Consider the following 16265-nt stretch of genomic DNA (forward strand, 5'->3'; position numbering starts at 1 on the left):
AGGTAGTTAATTTGCGAGTTTCATATAAGTGGTTAAAGGAGTATGTCCAAATAGACGTACCACCCCGGGAGTTGGCAGAACGCCTGACCCTCGCAGGAGTTGCCGTTGAGGCCATTGAAGAACCGGGTAAAGATATTTCCAATGTTTATACCGGTAAAATACTGAAAATTGAACAGCATCCCAATGCCGATAAACTTGTGGTTTGCCGGGTTACCACCGGTGGAGATGAAGAACTGCAGATTGTAACCGGGGCCACCAACGTCAGAGAGGGACATATTATTCCCGTGGCGGTGGTTGGTGCCAGGTTAACCGGGGGACTGACAATTAAAAAGGCCAAGCTGCGGGGGGTGGAGTCTAGGGGAATGCTTTGTTCCGGGCAGGAACTGGGACTTGACCCGGATACAATGCCGGAAGACCAGGCGCACGGAATAATGATTCTTCCTGCAGATACGCCTCTTGGAGTTGACGTTAAGCCCTTAATCGGCTTGGACGATGCTATTCTGGAATTAGAACTGACGCCCAACCGCGGAGACTGCATGAGCATGGTGGGAGTTGCACGGGAAGTGGCCGCAATTTTCAATAAACCTTTTAAAATGCCTGAAACTGATGTTGCTCCTACTGTTGACGCTGCAGGGAATAACGTTAAGGTAGATATTGAAGACCCGGCTTTGTGCCGGCGCTATGTGGCTCGGCTGCTAAAAAATGTTAAAATTGGGGCTTCCCCGGCCTGGATGCAGGAGCGGCTAAGGGCGGCAGGTGTTCGTCCTATTAATAACGTGGTGGACGTAACAAACTACGTGATGATGGAACTGGGCCAGCCATTGCATGCTTTTGATTACAACAAACTTAAAGACGGTCATATTATCGTGCGCAGGGCTGCAGACGATGAAGCAATGTTGACCTTGGATAAGAGCAAAAGGGAGCTTTCTTCCGATATGCTGGTCATAACCGATCCAGGCGGGCCTGTGGCCGTGGCCGGCGTAATGGGCGGGTATGACTCGGAAGTAACACCGGAAACCAAGGCGATCCTGCTGGAATCAGCTTATTTTGACCCTGTGAGCATCAGGCGCACTTCCCGCGACCTGGGGCTGCGTTCCGAGTCTTCAGCGCGGTTTGAAAAGGGTATCGACCTGACGGGCTGCCGGCGGGCCGCAGACAGGGCTGCGCGGCTGCTGGTGGATATGGGGGCGGCGGAAGTTGTGGATTTGGTGGTTGATAACTACCCCAGGCCGTGGATCGAAAAAACAATTTTATTGCGGCCACAAAGGGTTTATCACATTTTAGACCTGCAAATTCCCCAGCCGGAAATTGCAGATTTATTAATCAGGCTGCAGTTTCAAGTTAAGGAAGATGAGAAGGGGTTGCTGGTAACTGTACCGGGCTTCCGTCCGGATATAAGTTTGGAAATTGACTTAATTGAAGAAGTGGCCAGGCTATACGGTTTCAACTGCGTGCCCAACACGTTGCCGGTTGGCTCCGTGACCCAGGGTGCCAGGAATTATAGCCAGGAACTGGCCTTAAAGATAAGGAACTTCCTTGCTACGGGTGGTTTTTCCGAAGTGATCACTTACACCTTTGTAAACCCGCGGGTTTTTGATCTTTTAGGTTTAGCGCCGGATAGCCAGTTAAGGAAAACGGTGGCGCTGAAAAACCCGATGAGCGAAGACCAGTCGGTAATGAGAACCCTGTTGTATCCTGGCTTGTTGGATGTGCTGCAGCGTAACGCCAAGCGTCAGGTAAAGGACGCCGCAGTGTTTGAGCTGGGGCGGGTATATCACCCCAGGGAGGGCGAAACGCTGCCGCTGGAAGTTACAACGCTTGCTGCAGCTGTGACGGGCTCTACGCCCGGGGGGTGGAACAGAAGCCCGGTTACAATGGATTTTTATTACCTCAAAGGGGTACTTGATGCGTTACTTGTTCAGGTTGGTGTTAATGATGTCTCTTATGTCCCTGTTACCGGTGCGCCCGGATTCCACCCCGGAAGAACTGCCGCAGTAATATGTGGCGAAACTGAAATTGGTATTATTGGCGATCTTCATCCCGATGTTCAGGAGGCTTATGATTTAAGCCGGCCGGTGACAATCTTTGAAGTTAATTTTGATAAACTGGCCGGAGTTTCAGGGAACCTGCGCCGGTATAAATCGCTGCCAAGATTCCCGGGGGTGGAGCGCGATCTGGCCGTTGTGATCCGTAATGACATCCCTTGTGCTGATATCATTAATACAATTTGCCGGGCTGCTTCCGCATTGTTACAGGAAGTTCGTTTGTTTGATGTTTACCGGGGCAAACAGGTGGAAAAGGGGAGGCAGAGCCTGGCGTTTTCACTAAAATTCCAGGCGGCTGACCGGACCTTGACGGATGATGAGGTTAATAAGCAAATTGAAAAAATTACCGGAGCGTTGGAGCGGGAGTATGCTGCGGTCCTGCGCAGCTAAACATTGTCCAAATTGCATAAAAAATTTCCTCTTTTTGAAGGAATATGACGCTATGTGTAGAATACATTGCCAGTGTTCCTAAAAAAGGGGTGGGCCAGGTAATGTCCAGCGGGCAAAACAGGGTTGAGGTTGAAATTAATGGTGAGCGTTACACGCTTGTGGGTGATGCTCCACCTGAAAATATGATTAAGATATCCCTGGAAGTTGACGAAAAAATAAAGCAAGTTATGAAAAGAAATACCAGGCTATCCCTTTATAAGGCGGCGATTTTAGTAGCCCTAAATATTTCTGAAGAACTCCATATATTGAAGCAGGAGTATTGCAACTTGGTAAGTATGATGGAAGAAGAGCAGGAGCGGGAGCCGGAAAGAAAGATAAGGAAAAAGTAGCCCCAGACACTCATGGAGTTGACTTCATGAGTTTTTTATTATTTTTTGGGGTACATTATCATGAAGAATTGAAACGGGGCGTTTTGCTGTGCGTAATATGGAAATTGCCCGGGTGTTTTATCAGATTGCAGATCTGATGGAATTCAAAGGTGATGATTTTTTTAAAATCCGGGCATATCGTAAAGCTGCCAGGGCCATAGCAGGTTTGGAAGAGCCCGTAGCAGATCTATATAACAGCGGAAAACTAATTGAAGTACCCGGAGTGGGTAAAAACATTATTGCCAAGATCGGAGAGTTGTTGACCACAGGGCAGTGCCAGCTGCACGAAAGGTTGAAACAAGAGGTTCCGGTGAGCCTTCTGGAATTAATGTCTCTGCCCGGCCTGGGTCCCAAAAAAATTTGGCTGCTGCATGAAAGACTGGGGATATCCTCCATTGCAGAACTGGAAGAAGCAACCCGTGCCAAAAAGGTTAGGGAAATTCCGGGGATGGGGTCCCGAACGGAGCAGGAAATAATCCGCAGCATCAGCAGGCTGAAAAGAAAGACCAGTCAACTGCCCCTGGGCGCGGCACGGGAACTGGCCGCCGGTTTTTGCAGGTACTTGAAACAGATGGGTATGGACCAGAGGGTGGAAATAACCGGAGCTATCAGGCGCTGGGCGCCAATGGTGGACAGTATTGACCTTCTGGTGGTTGCCGCAGATGTACAAAACGTTCAAGAGTTATTCGCCATGCATCCGGACCTTGGGGATGTGATATGGCGGGAAGAGGGCCGGTTTCAACTTGCCAGCCGCTGGGGCGTTCCGGTGGAAGTTTTTATTGTCCCTGAAAGCGAATACTGGTATGCTTTACTCTGGAGCACAGGCAGCCCGTCACATTACCGGAGGCTGCAGGTGTTGGCCTGGAAGCGGGGCTGGCGCTTAAACAAAAGTGGCCTGTATCCGCGCAGCGGCGACGCGGCTGTGGTGCATAGTGAAAAGGAAATCTACAGGCTGTTGGAATTGCAATATGTACCACCCGAATTAAGGGAAAACGAAGGTGAATTGAGCGCTGCCTGCAACAATTCCATACCCCGTTTATTAAACGCGGGCGATATTCGTGGTGATTTGCATGTTCATACTAACTGGAGCGACGGGATGAACAGCATTGAGGAAATGGCGCAGCGCGCACGGGAAAAGGGTTACCGGTATATGGCGATAACCGATCACTCAGCTTCGCTAAAAGTGGCCAAAGGCCTTTCCCGGGAAAGGCTGCTGATGCAGCATGAAACGATTCGCAAATTAAACCGGCAGTGGGAGGATTTTCATCTTTTTACCGGGGTAGAAGTTGATATTCTTGCTGACGGCAGGCTTGATTACCCCGACGAAATACTGGCCGGGATAGATGTGGTAGTCGCCTCTGTCCACAGCGGCTTCAAGCAGGACCGCGCCACCATAACCAGGAGAATGATTGCCGCCATTGAAAATGAACATGTTGATATTATCGGCCATCCCACCGGGCGCCTATTGGGACACCGGGAGCCCTATGCAGTGGATGTTGAAGCAATCATTGAGGCTGCCGCCAGGCATAAAAAGGTGCTGGAGATCAACGCTTCCCCGGACCGCCTGGACCTGGATGAATTTTATGTCCGGCTGGCCAGGGAAAGCGGAGTGCTTATAGCCATAAATACAGACGCCCATGATCTGCGCCGGCTTGAAGAGATGGAATTCGGCATCTCCGTAGCGCGCCGGGCCTGGCTTATGCCCGGGCATGTTATTAATACATATGAACTTGACGATTTGGTGCGGGTGCTGCAAAGATGACGGATTTTAAAATAAACTGCAACCCCCTGCCAAGGGAATTTTACGACCGTGACACTGTAACGGTCTCCAGGGCTTTGCTGGGCTGTTTTTTAGTACACCGTACCTCTGAAGGAACCACTGCGGGCAGGATTGTTGAAACCGAGGCTTATTTGCAGGGCGATCCTGCCTGCCACGCCGCCCGCCGTATGACCCCGAGGAACAAGGTAATGTTCGGGCCGCCGGGCCATGCCTATGTATATTTTACTTACGGAATGCATTATTGTTTTAACGTGGTATCCCAATCCGAGGGTGTGGGGGAAGCCGTGCTGATCAGAGCGCTGGAACCCGTCCATAACATAAAATTGATGCAGCAGCGGCGAGGCAGGGAACGATTAATGGACCTTTGCTCCGGACCCGCAAAACTAACCCGGGCCATGGGCATTGGTATCGAGCAAAATTGTGTTGACCTGACCACCGGCGATTTATATCTTTGCGCGGGTGATGCTGGTTCGGCCATTATCACCACTACCAGGATAGGTATTCGGGAAGGGACTGATTTACCCCTGCGTTTTTATTTGCAAGATAGCAGGTATGTATCCAGGAAATAACAAATATATGTTATTAAGATTATGTTACTATTCAGGTAGTCATAGTTACTAAATAGAATTAAAGTAGTCAGAATTCAGAATTCAGTAGGGAAATTTTTGCATTCCACTTGAATTGCACCCAAAAATTATTCTGACTCCTGGCTCCTGAATAGTTACGGGACTATTTTAATAAGGGAGTGGCCATGATGAAAATTAAAGAGATTTACGAATACGTAATTGCCAGGGGAATGGAAAAGGACCCCAGGGGGATTGACGTCGTAAAAGGGAAACTGGCCAGAGAAAAGAAACGTTATGAGGAAATGAAGGAAGAAGACAAGAAATCCTATGACACCGACAGGCTGACCAATCCATATAGCGATACCAGAGTGCTTTTTGGTGATCCCGATACCGAGGTAAACCGCATGTTGGTTGGTATCGACATTGAAGTGGGTGAGGTGCTGCTGGCGGACCGACTTGGTGAAAAGGGCAAAAAGATTGATTTAATTATGTCCCATCACCCGGAAGGAAAAGCCCTGTCCGGGCTCCATGATGTTATGCACCTGCAGGAAGATATCCTGGCTAATTACGGTGTGCCCATCAACGTGGCTGAGGGGATTATGGTTTCCCGCATTGGTGAGGTGAAGAGAGGGCTGATGCCGCTAAACCATAACCGGGCGGTTGATGCGGCAAAAATTCTGGGATTGCCTATTATGAGTGCACATACGGTGGCGGACAATCATGTAACCACATATCTCCAGGAATTAATGGATAAGGAAAAGCCGGCCACCCTTGGCGATATCGTTAAGTTGCTGAAGACCATTCCGGAATACGCTGAGGCAGATAAGCACGGCGCCGGGCCCAATATCGTGGTGGGAAACAAGGAAAGGCGTGCCGGTAAAATACTGGTTGACATGACCGGGGGCACCAGCGGCTCGGAGGACGCTTATGCCAAGCTGTCTCAGGCCGGGGTCGGCACCTTGCTGGTGATGCATATTGGGGAAAAACACCGCAAGGAAGCCGAAAAGAACCATGTCAATGTGATTATTGCGGGGCATATGGCCAGCGACTCCATTGGCATGAACCTGCTGCTGGACGGCCTGGAAGACCTGGGTCTGGAAATTGTAACTTGTTCGGGATTCATCAGGAACAAAAGAAGCTGAGAAACGGTTTTTTGAAACGGGGAAATTAAATGAGCAAACCGGAATTGTTGGCGCCTGCGGGCAGCCGTGAAGCCTTGGTGGCCGCCGTCCAGAACGGGGCGGATGCGGTATACCTGGGGGGGCGCCAGTTTAATGCCCGCAGCGGCGCGGACAATTTTAACGAGCAAGAACTGGTTGAGGCAATTCAATATGCCCACGCGCGCGGGGTTAAAATTTATGTTACGGTAAATATTCTGCTGGCTGATACCGAATTGGAAGAGGCTGTATGGTTTTTGCATTTTATCTATAACGCCGGTGCCGATGCCGCCATTGTACAGGACCTCGGCCTGGTAAAACTGGCCAAACAGGTAATTCCGGAGCTTGAACTGCATGCCAGCACGCAGATGACAGCCCACAACACGCCCGGTGTCCGGTTTTTAAAGGAAGCCGGGCTTAAAAGAATTGTTTTGGCCCGTGAGCTGAGTCTGGCTGAAGTGCGCGAAATTAAAGAGCAAACAGGCGTCCAGCTGGAAACATTCATTCACGGCGCCCTTTGTGTTTGCTATTCCGGGCAGTGCCTGATGTCCAGCATGATCGGCGGCCGCAGCGGGAACAGGGGGCGCTGCGCCCAGCCCTGCCGCTTGGAGTACCGGCTGGTGGACGACCACGGGCGCGAATTGGTGGATGCGGCGAAAACCGGTGAATATCTGCTCAGCCCGCGTGATTTGAATATGAGCGCCCATATCCCTGAGCTTATTGGCGCCGGTATAGATTCATTTAAAATTGAAGGCAGGATGCGGCGTCCGGAGTATGTGGCAACTGTTGTCAGAGTATACCGCTCATTAATAGACAGGGCCCTGGCAGGCGGCAAGTTTTACGTTGACCCGGCTGAGGCTGGGGAACTGAAGCAAATATTCAACAGGGACTTTACAACAGGTTATTTCTTTGGGGTGCCGGGGGCTAATATGATGAGCTATAAACGCCCTAACAACAGGGGCGTAAAGCTGGGGCGCATCAGCAGGTATGACAGGGAAAAGAAACTGGCCTTTATTGAGCTGGACGCGCCGTTAACGCTGGGTGACGGGATAGAGGTATGGGTTACCCGGGGCGGCCGTGTTGGAACTGAAGTTACAGAAATGTTCTTGGGAAATAAAAAAATCACCTCCACCGGACCTGGAAACACGGTGGCGGTAAGGCTGGACGGCCGTATTTATCCCGGGGACAGGGTCTTTAAAAACAATGATGCACAGCTAATGGAAAAAGCCGTGCGCACTTATTCCTCAAGCAGGGAAAACATCAGAATTCCGTTGGATTTCCAAATTAAGGCCAGGCTTGGCGAGCCAGTGCATATCCAGGCCCGTGATCCTGAAGGTGTTGCTGCTGAGGCTGACACAGCGGGCATGGCGGAGGAGGCTCTCAAAAAGCAACTAACTTCTGATTTCCTGGCGGGCCAGTTAAACAGGCTTGGCAACACTCCTTTCGTATTGGGAAGATTGGAATGCGATATCGAACCAGGGGTAATGGTGCCTGTTGGTGACATCAATGATGCGCGCCGCAGAGTCGTGGAAAGTGTTTTGGAGAAAAGGATGCGGCTGCGCTGTAACCGCCCTGTCAGCCGGGAAACAATGGAGCAAAGGCTGGACCAGGCTTTTGACGGCCCAGTTTTGAATAAAAAATCCGGGATGCCTCACCTGGCTCTGGCAGTCAATGGTTTGGAGGGAACCAGGGCAGCTGTTCAAAGCGGTGCGGATTTAATTTATTACGGCGGGGATGTGTACCGGCGACAGGGGAATAACGATCTGGAACAGCTTCGTATGGCCCGGGAGTATTGCCGGGAAAAAAATGTCGGGTTTTACCTTGCCACCCCGCGGATTTTGCATGACCATGAGCTGGAAAAATATTTAACAGCTTTAGATCAGGCGATAAATTTAAAGCCGGATGGCATTGTCGTTTCTTCGTACGGGTTGCTGCATAAATTGCGGGATAGCTATGATACCCCTTTGATTACTGATTTTTATCTGAATGTGTTTAACAGCCAGAGTGCAAAATTTTTGCAGGATGAGGGAGTTTTTAGGGTAACGCTTTCGCCGGAACTGACCGGACAGCAGATTGCCGGCTTGATCTCCAGAGTATCCGTTGAGACAGAAGTGGTGGTGCAGGGAGCATTGCCGCTGATGGTTTCCCGTTACTGCGCCATAGGCAGCCTGCTAGGGGGAAAGGGCAGCGGCAAAAACTGCAGTGCTCCGTGCCGCGGCACATCGTTTGCACTGCGTGACCGCAAAGGGGTGGTTTTCCCCGTGGAAACTGATGCCAATTGCCTGATGCACATTTATAATTCCCGCGAATTATGTTTATTAGACACTCTGCCTTATCTGGTTGAAACCGGCCCGGCTGTGCTCAGGGTGGAAGCCCGTCGCGAGGATGAGCAATACATTGCCAGGACTGCCGGGGCGTACCGGAGGGTATTAAATTCCCTTCGTAAAAAGGGTGATGAACTGCCCGACCTTGGCGGTATGGTGCAGGAACTTGCGGCCAGGGGACCCGGATACACCAGAGGACATTATTACAGGGGCGTTATAGATTAGGGAGAGGGAAATGGATAATCGCAATTTAAGAAGGCTTGAATTTGACAAAGTTAAAGAAAAGTTGGCCGAATATGCCGGATCGGAGCCCGGGCGGGAAATGATTGCCAACCTGATGCCGATGCGAGACCGGGACGATATCATCGACGCGCTGGCTGAAGTCACCGAGGGCAGGGAGCTGCTCAGACTCGAGCCCACGGCACGGCTGGGGGGCTGGAACGATGTTAGAGCAGAAGCGCGGAGATGCAGGCGGGGAGGGATATTGGACGGCGAGGAACTATGGCATGTTGCCCAGACTCTGACCGCATCCAGGCAAATAAAAGCTTTTTTTAGTGAGCGCCGGGAAGCATACTGGCGCCTCGGGGAAATAGCGCTGGGGCTTGGAGATTATAAGGAGCTTGAAAAAAGTATCACTTCAGCTGTTTTGCCAGGCGGCGAAATCTCGGACCGGGCCACGGAGCGGCTGTTCAATATCAGGAGGAAAATGGCTTCCGCCCAATTGCGGGTTAAGGAGCGACTTGACGCTATTATTAAATCAACCAGCTATCAAAAATACCTGCAGGATCCCATTGTTACCATGCGTGAAGGCAGATATGTGGTTCCTGTGAAGCAGGAATACAGAAGTAAGGTGCCCGGTATAGTGCACGACCAGTCGGCCAGCGGTGCAACCTTATTTATTGAGCCTATGCCGGTGGTTGAGGCCAATAACGAAGTTAGAACTTTAATGGTGGAAGAAAAGCAGGAAGTGGAACGGATCATGCGGGAGCTTTCCGCTAAGATCGGAGCCCGGGCGGAGGATTTGCTCTATACCCTGGAAGTGCTCGGAAGAATAGACTTTATTATGGCCAAAGCCAGGTACAGCGCCGGCCTCGATGCCTGGGCTCCTAAGATAATTACCGAACCACGGCTTAATATCAAGCAGGGCAGGCACCCTCTTTTGCCCGGCAAGGCCGTGCCCACCAGTATATACCTGGGCTTTGATTTTGATACCCTGGTAATTACCGGCCCCAATACCGGCGGCAAAACGGTGACGTTAAAGACGACCGGCCTGCTGGTGGCAATGGCTCATAGCGGCCTGCATGTACCGGCTGAAGACGGTACCGTGATCGGCATGTTTGACCGGGTTTTTGTTGATATTGGTGATGAGCAAAGTATTGAGCAATCATTGAGTACTTTTTCTTCACATATGACCAATATTGTTGACATACTGGGCAAAGTGACCAAAGAAAGCCTGGTTTTGCTGGATGAACTGGGTGCCGGCACCGACCCCACCGAAGGGTCGGCCCTGGCACAGGCTATTTTAGATAACCTGCGCCTGCGCGGCGCCAAAACGGTGGCCACAACCCATTATGGTGAACTCAAGCATTACGCCTATGCCCATGACCGGGTTGAAAACGCCAGTGTGGAGTTTGACCCCGAGACTTTGCGGCCCACGTACAGGCTGTTAATCGGAAGGCCAGGCCGCAGCAATGCTTTTGAAATAGCGCTGCGGCTGGGCTTGGATAAAACAGTGATTGATCAGGCCAGGGGGTTCCTTTCGGAAGAACAGGTTAAACTGGCTGATTTGATGACAGAGCTGGAAAAGGCCAGGACCCATGCGGAAAAGGAAAGGCTTGAAGCAGAAAAGCTGCGCAGTGATGCCGAGCAGTATAAAGAGCAATATCTAGCCTTACTGAAAAAAATTGAAACTAAAAAAGATGAAGTTATGGCCAGAGCCGTGGCTGAATCCCGCGACTTGATTAAAAAGTCCAGGCGCGAAGTGGAAAGCCTGATGGAGGAACTGCGGTCCAGGCTGAAGGAAGACTCGGTGCGGGACAGGGAGCTGGCATTAGCTAATGCCAGGCAGCGGCTAAAGCAAATTCATCAAAAAACTGAATTGATGGACCCGGAAGATGACTACCGGGAGAATGTGCAGGCTATAACCGAGGTTAAGCCCGGTGATGAAATTTTTCTGCCTAAATACGGTCAGCAAGGCGTTGTGCTTGAAGTTTCGGGTGACGATGTACACGTTCAAATCGGCATTATCAGGATGACGGTTAACAAAAAAGAACTGGCCAGGGTGACAGGCAAGAAAAAGGATCGGCAGTCAAGTCCAGGTCCTGGAAATCTGGCGCAGCAAAAGGCCAGGGATATATCCACAAGGCTTGATATGCGGGGCATGAGAGTTGAAGAGGCACTGGCTGAACTGGATAAATATCTGGATGATGCCTGCCTTGCCGGGCTGCCGGTTGTTTACCTGGTGCACGGTAAAGGTACGGGCGCATTACGCTCTGCAGTCCAAGAAGTATTAAAGATGCATCCAAGGGTAAAAACCTATCGCCTGGGCGAACAGGGCGAAGGCGGCAGCGGCGTAACCGTAGTCTACTTCTAGTGGGTCAAGCTTAAACTATCTATAATAACTGCGAAATTTGGATATAAGGATATTGTAGTTATTACAGTTAGTTTAAGCCCGACCCCAGCAGGCTGTTCACCTGCTTCTAAGATTAAATGCTAATTGTTGCCGTTATCTTGTTCACGCAAGTCAGAGGGAAGATCCGGCCATGGTAAAGAATTATTATCACCTTCTTTACCATTCCCAAAAGTCTCAACCGGTCCATGCACATCACATATTTCAGTGGGCACCCGCATATTGTAATCCAACACGTACTTTGGTACTGTATAAGGTAATTTCAACATAACCCTTGTTATCCTATCCGGACAATACTGGTTGGGTAGTTTGCCGGTGGTGGCGCATACTTCGGTTAAAACATGTACGTTGTCGGTTTCCGTGGGAACTGTTCCCGCAGCGAAAATGTCGGTAACCATATCTTCCGGCGGGGTATTTGGTCCCGGCAATAGCCCGGATTTATCATCGACTGTAGCAGTTACAATGCCAGCCGGTTTAATAAAATTGTGTACCGGAATATCCTTGTGCGCTTGTTGCATGACTTCTTTCCATATTCTGGCTGGATAGATCCCCCCGAAACTTTGCGGCATTTTGGTTGGCGTATCATAACCGATCCAAACTACTCCAACCAGGTCGGGTGTGTACCCCGCAAACCAGATGTCTTTGCCTTCATCGGTAGTTCCTGTTTTACCTGCCACTGGTCTGCCAATTTGGGCGCCGGTGCCGGTACCTGCTTGAACCACGGATTCCATCATGCTGGTCATCAGGTAGGATGTAGTTTCCTTCATGACTCTGCGGGAGGTATTTCCCGATTCAAATAGAATATTTCCCTCCTGGTCTTCTACCTTCAAAATAGCAACTGGGTCGTTGTAAATTCCATGATTGTCGAAAGCCGCATATGCTGCGGTCATTTGCATGGGGGTTACCCCGTTCCTTAATCCCCCCAGCGCCATGGCCGGTCCGGTGGGATCAAGATCAATATTCATTCTCCTGGCAAACTTAAGGGCTTCCGGTATTGTTACATAATCAGTAAATAGTTTGACCGCAACGACGTTAATCGACTTCGTAAGAGCAGTTCGCATTGTGATTAAACCACGGTAGACCCCGTCAAAATTTTTGGGGGAGTAATTACCATAAGCAGAGTATCTTACCGGTGCGTCATCAATTATGCTGGCCGGTCCCATACCTTTTAATTCTATTGCCGGGCCGTAAGCCAGGATTGGTTTTATTGATGACCCTGGCTGCCGCGGGGACATAGTGGCCCGGTTTAAACTCCTCATATGAGTATGCTCTCTGCCGCCTACTATTGCCCTGATTTCACCGTTATCCGGGTCCATTATCACCATAGCACCTTGAGGCTGCATAATACCATCCGCGTTCTTCTTTGATGCCGGGAAATTATTGGGGTTAGACATGGCTTTTTCAGCATAGTTCTGGATTTTGGGATCCAGCGTTGTATAAACTTTTAGTCCGCCTTTAAAAACTGTTTCTTCGCCAAATTTGTCTACCAATTCATTGGTAATGTAATCTACAAAATAGGGATAAGGATAATTGTTATCATGTTTGCCATCATTTTGTTTTAAAGTAAGTTTTTCTGATATAGCCTTGTCGTAGGTCTCCTGATCAATAAAGTTATATTCTAACATATTTTTTAAAACCTGGTTGCGTCTGGAAATTGACAGATCTTTGTTTTGTAATGGTGAATAATAATTTGGCGATTTATTTAAACCGGCAAGAGTTGCCGCCTCTGCCACTGTCAAATCTCCGACATCCTTGCCAAAGTACGTTTGGGAAGCTGCTTGGATGCCGTAAGATCCTTCACCCAAATAAATCCGGTTAAGATACATTTCTAAAATTTCTTTCTTAGAGTATCTTCTTTCCAGTTTAAATGATAAAATTACTTCCTGTATTTTCCTTTTCAGGTTTTGATCAGGAGTTAAAAAAGTTAGCTTTACAAGCTGTTGCGTAATGGTGCTGCCGCCTTGAAATTGCCTGTTAATACCCGCGAAATGAAGGGCATCGTTCAGCGCCGCCCTTATAATAGCTTGGATTCTAATACCGTGGTGTTCATAAAAATAATGATCTTCAGCAGCTAAAAATGCATTTTGCACGTTTTGAGGCACGTCCTTAATCGAAACTTGAACCCTGTTTTCAAGCCCGATTTGTGAGACCTGTTTTCCATCTTTATCATAAATTTGGGTTACAGTTGATGGAACCAAAACTTTATCGTTCCATGCGGGCAGGTCCTTAACGCTTATAAATACAAGGCCGAGGGCCGCGCCTGAGGCAATTAGAGTAGCAAGTATTAAAATTAGAACAAAAAACCTTAATGGCTTAAACTTTCTTCTTTTACGAACGCTTTTTCTGGCCATTTATCTCCCTCCCGGGGAAAGTAACCTTTCTGATGTCAACGCAATTATATCATAATGAAACAATAATTTTTATAGATAAAATTTATTGCCTTGTAACCAAACTTTTATCTTTGATATAATTTAAGAATTGAGGCTTGGTGAAAGGAGAAAAAAGTTAATGCTCAGCGTTGAAAAACAAATGGAAATCATCAAAAGAGGTACCGTTGAAATAGTTCCTGAAAATGAGCTGGTCGCTAAATTGGATAAGTCGGTCAAAACCGGCAAACCTTTACATATTAAACTGGGCTTGGACCCCACGGCACCAGATATTCACCTTGGACATACTGTTGTTTTACAGAAAATCAGGCAGTTCCAAGAGCTTGGTCACCGAACGACAATAATCCTGGGTGATTTTACAGCGCGAATCGGAGATCCTACAGGCAAATCTGAAACCAGAAAACAGCTTACAGAAGAGCAGGTTTTGGAAAATGCTAAAACCTATGAAAGACAAATTTTTAAACTGTTAGATCCTGAGAAAACTACTCTTACTTTTAACAGCAAATGGCTTGCCCCCTTGAATTTTGCCCAGGTGATTGAATTGGCGGCCAAGTACACTGTAGCAAGAATGCTTGAACGCGATGATTTTGACAAGCGGTTTAAGGAAGGTCTGCCTATTAGTGTTCATGAGTTTTTTTACCCGTTAATGCAAGGATATGACTCGGTGGCGCTGGAAGCGGATATTGAGTTGGGTGGTACAGACCAAAAATTTAATCTTTTAATGGGCAGAACATTACAGCGCGAATATGGCCAGGAACCCCAAGTAGCAATAATGATGCCAATTATTGAAGGCACAGATGGCGTTCAAAAAATGAGCAAGAGTTTGGGCAATTATATCGGTATTGATGAGCAGCCCGGCGAGATGTATGGAAAAACAATGAGTATCCCCGATGAGTTAATGGTGCGTTATTTTGAATTGGTTACGACAGTTCCACTGGATGAGGTTAAAAAAATAGCCAGCGGTCTGGAAAACGGTGAGCTGCATCCTCGCGATGTAAAAATGAGGCTGGCAAGGGAAATAGTTGGGATATATCATGGGCCGGAAGCAGCCCTGCAGGCTGAAGCCGAATTTAAGCGGGTCTTTCAACAGCATGACTTACCGGATGAAATACCTACTTTTAATGTTACTGATGATATTATGGAAGACGGTATGATTTGGCTGCCCAAGTTAATGCAGCTTTCAGGTTTATGTGCAACTACCAGTGAAGCCAGGCGTTTGATTCAACAAGGAGCGGTTCGGGTAGACGGAAAAAAATTTGATGACCCTAACCATAAAATAAAGCCAGCCAAGGGAATAATAATTAAAGCTGGAAAAAGAAAGTTTATCCAATTAGCATAAAAAGTTGCAATATATTTTTGGATGAGGCATTGGATTTCACCATATAAATGTATAAACATATGTATTGGTGGAGGATCCAATGTTTAAAAAAAGAAGACCATATAAAAAAGCTCTGGCGGTTGTGATGTTTTTGCTGGCATTAACCGGTGTGATTGTCTTTCTTGACAGGCAGGTTCGCCCCACGCTGTTTTCTATTGCCGAAGTTGAAGTAACCCAAATGGCTATTGAAGCTATTAATAAAACTGTACAAGATAAAGTAACCCAAAAGGACCTTAAATACCAGGACTTTATAACCGTGCAAAGGGATTATAACGGCCGTGTTGCCCTGATGCAGGCCAACACGGTTAAAATTAATCAGATGGCGGCGGATATAACACTGGATGTTCAAAAGAGGTTAAAGGACTTGAATGAAAAGAAAGTATCAATTCCTTTGGGCCAGATGCTTGGCAGTTATATTTTTGCGGACTGGGGACCTAGTTTTAATATTGCCATACACCCAATGGGTACTGTTAATGTAGATGTTGTAGACCGGTTTGAACAGGCAGGTATAAACCAGACCAGACATAAAATTTATTTTTCATTTAATACAATGGTTAAAGTGGTTGTGCCCCTTTATAGTGGAGAAGTAAAAGTGGCCACGATGGTGCCGGTGGCAGAAAACATAGTGGTAGGGGATGTCCCTGAAACGGTTATCAATTTTCCCGGGGGACTACTGGGTACCGGAGGGCTAAAATAGGGGTGAAATAGTAGTACTAAGAGTTATGGTGAAAAGTGTTGACAAATGATTTTTGCGGTGATAACATATAAAAGTCGCTGTGAGCCGGCAAAAAAAGACGGAAACAAGATCAAAAAATAGAACTTGACATAACGGCCCAGTGATGATAAAATTAAAAACGCCGCTGAACGAGCGGTGGAAAACCGAACCAGGTCCTTGAAAACTAAACAGAGTTGAGATGCGAATGCGCGCGAGCGCAATCAAGCAAAAGAACCTCGTCAAAGCAAAAGCTTTGAAGAGTAATTCCAAACGAGAGCAAAGATTAAACTCTTTATAAAAAAATACATGGAGAGTTTGATCCTGGCTCAGGACGAACGCTGGCGGCGTGCTTAACACATGCAAGTCGAACGGAGAATAGCAAGAAGCTTACTTTTTGCTAGACTTAGTGGCGGACGGGTGAGTAACGCGTGGATAACCTGCCTGATAGCCTGGGATAACGCCGGGA

Annotated in this window: 10 protein-coding genes and 1 rRNA gene; 10 read left to right on the forward strand and 1 reads right to left on the reverse strand. The window is 48.2% G+C overall.

Going from position 1 to position 16265, the window contains the following annotated elements:
• Positions 1 to 11: 11 nt before the first annotated feature.
• From pheT to H569_RS0114215, 7 genes are all read left to right on the forward strand, one after another.
• A complete protein-coding gene (gene pheT / locus H569_RS0114185) occupies positions 12 to 2435 on the forward strand; it encodes a phenylalanine--tRNA ligase subunit beta (RefSeq protein ID WP_027365532.1) in 2424 nt (807 codons plus the stop codon).
• A gap of 101 nt (positions 2436 to 2536) precedes the next feature.
• Positions 2537 to 2824, forward strand: a complete 288-nt coding sequence (locus H569_RS0114190) for a cell division protein ZapA (protein ID WP_027365533.1) — start codon at positions 2537 to 2539, stop codon at positions 2822 to 2824.
• A 97-nt stretch (positions 2825 to 2921) separates the two neighbouring features.
• The gene (polX, locus tag H569_RS0114195) at positions 2922 to 4625 is read left to right on the forward strand and encodes a DNA polymerase/3'-5' exonuclease PolX (RefSeq protein ID WP_238492571.1); all 1704 of its coding nucleotides are present in this window, start codon (positions 2922 to 2924) and stop codon (positions 4623 to 4625) included.
• Positions 4622 to 5212: a DNA-3-methyladenine glycosylase gene (locus tag H569_RS0114200; protein WP_027365535.1), complete on the forward strand. Its 591-nt coding sequence runs from the start codon at positions 4622 to 4624 to the stop codon at positions 5210 to 5212. Before polX ends, H569_RS0114200 begins: the two co-directional genes overlap by 4 nt.
• 185 nt (positions 5213 to 5397) lie before the next feature.
• Positions 5398 to 6351, forward strand: a complete 954-nt coding sequence (locus H569_RS0114205; RefSeq protein WP_027365536.1) for an NGG1p interacting factor 3 protein, NIF3 — start codon at positions 5398 to 5400, stop codon at positions 6349 to 6351.
• A 29-nt stretch (positions 6352 to 6380) separates the two neighbouring features.
• Entirely contained in the window at positions 6381 to 8915 is a 2535-nt protein-coding gene (locus H569_RS0114210; protein ID WP_027365537.1) for a DUF3656 domain-containing U32 family peptidase, read from the forward strand.
• A gap of 10 nt (positions 8916 to 8925) precedes the next feature.
• Positions 8926 to 11283: an endonuclease MutS2 gene (locus H569_RS0114215; protein ID WP_027365538.1), complete on the forward strand. Its 2358-nt coding sequence runs from the start codon at positions 8926 to 8928 to the stop codon at positions 11281 to 11283.
• Between the two features lie 119 nt (positions 11284 to 11402).
• Here H569_RS0114215 and H569_RS20475 read toward each other — a convergent pair whose 3' ends face one another.
• Positions 11403 to 13670, reverse strand: a complete 2268-nt coding sequence (locus H569_RS20475; RefSeq protein WP_051273670.1) for a transglycosylase domain-containing protein — start codon at positions 13668 to 13670, stop codon at positions 11403 to 11405.
• Positions 13671 to 13827: 157 nt separating this feature from the next.
• Between H569_RS20475 and tyrS the strand changes: the two genes are divergently transcribed.
• From tyrS to H569_RS0114235, 3 genes are all read left to right on the forward strand, one after another.
• A complete protein-coding gene (gene tyrS, locus H569_RS0114225) occupies positions 13828 to 15045 on the forward strand; it encodes a tyrosine--tRNA ligase (RefSeq protein WP_027365539.1) in 1218 nt (405 codons plus the stop codon).
• A gap of 79 nt (positions 15046 to 15124) precedes the next feature.
• On the forward strand, positions 15125 to 15781 hold the full coding sequence (yunB, locus tag H569_RS0114230; RefSeq protein WP_027365540.1) for a sporulation protein YunB: 657 nt from the start codon (positions 15125 to 15127) through the stop codon (positions 15779 to 15781).
• Positions 15782 to 16102: 321 nt separating this feature from the next.
• Positions 16103 to 16265 (forward strand): 16S ribosomal RNA (locus H569_RS0114235); the annotation flags it as partial.

Source organism: Desulfotruncus alcoholivorax DSM 16058, from assembly GCF_000430885.1.
GTDB classification, from domain to species: Bacteria; Bacillota; Desulfotomaculia; order Desulfotomaculales; family Desulfallaceae; genus Desulfotruncus; species Desulfotruncus alcoholivorax.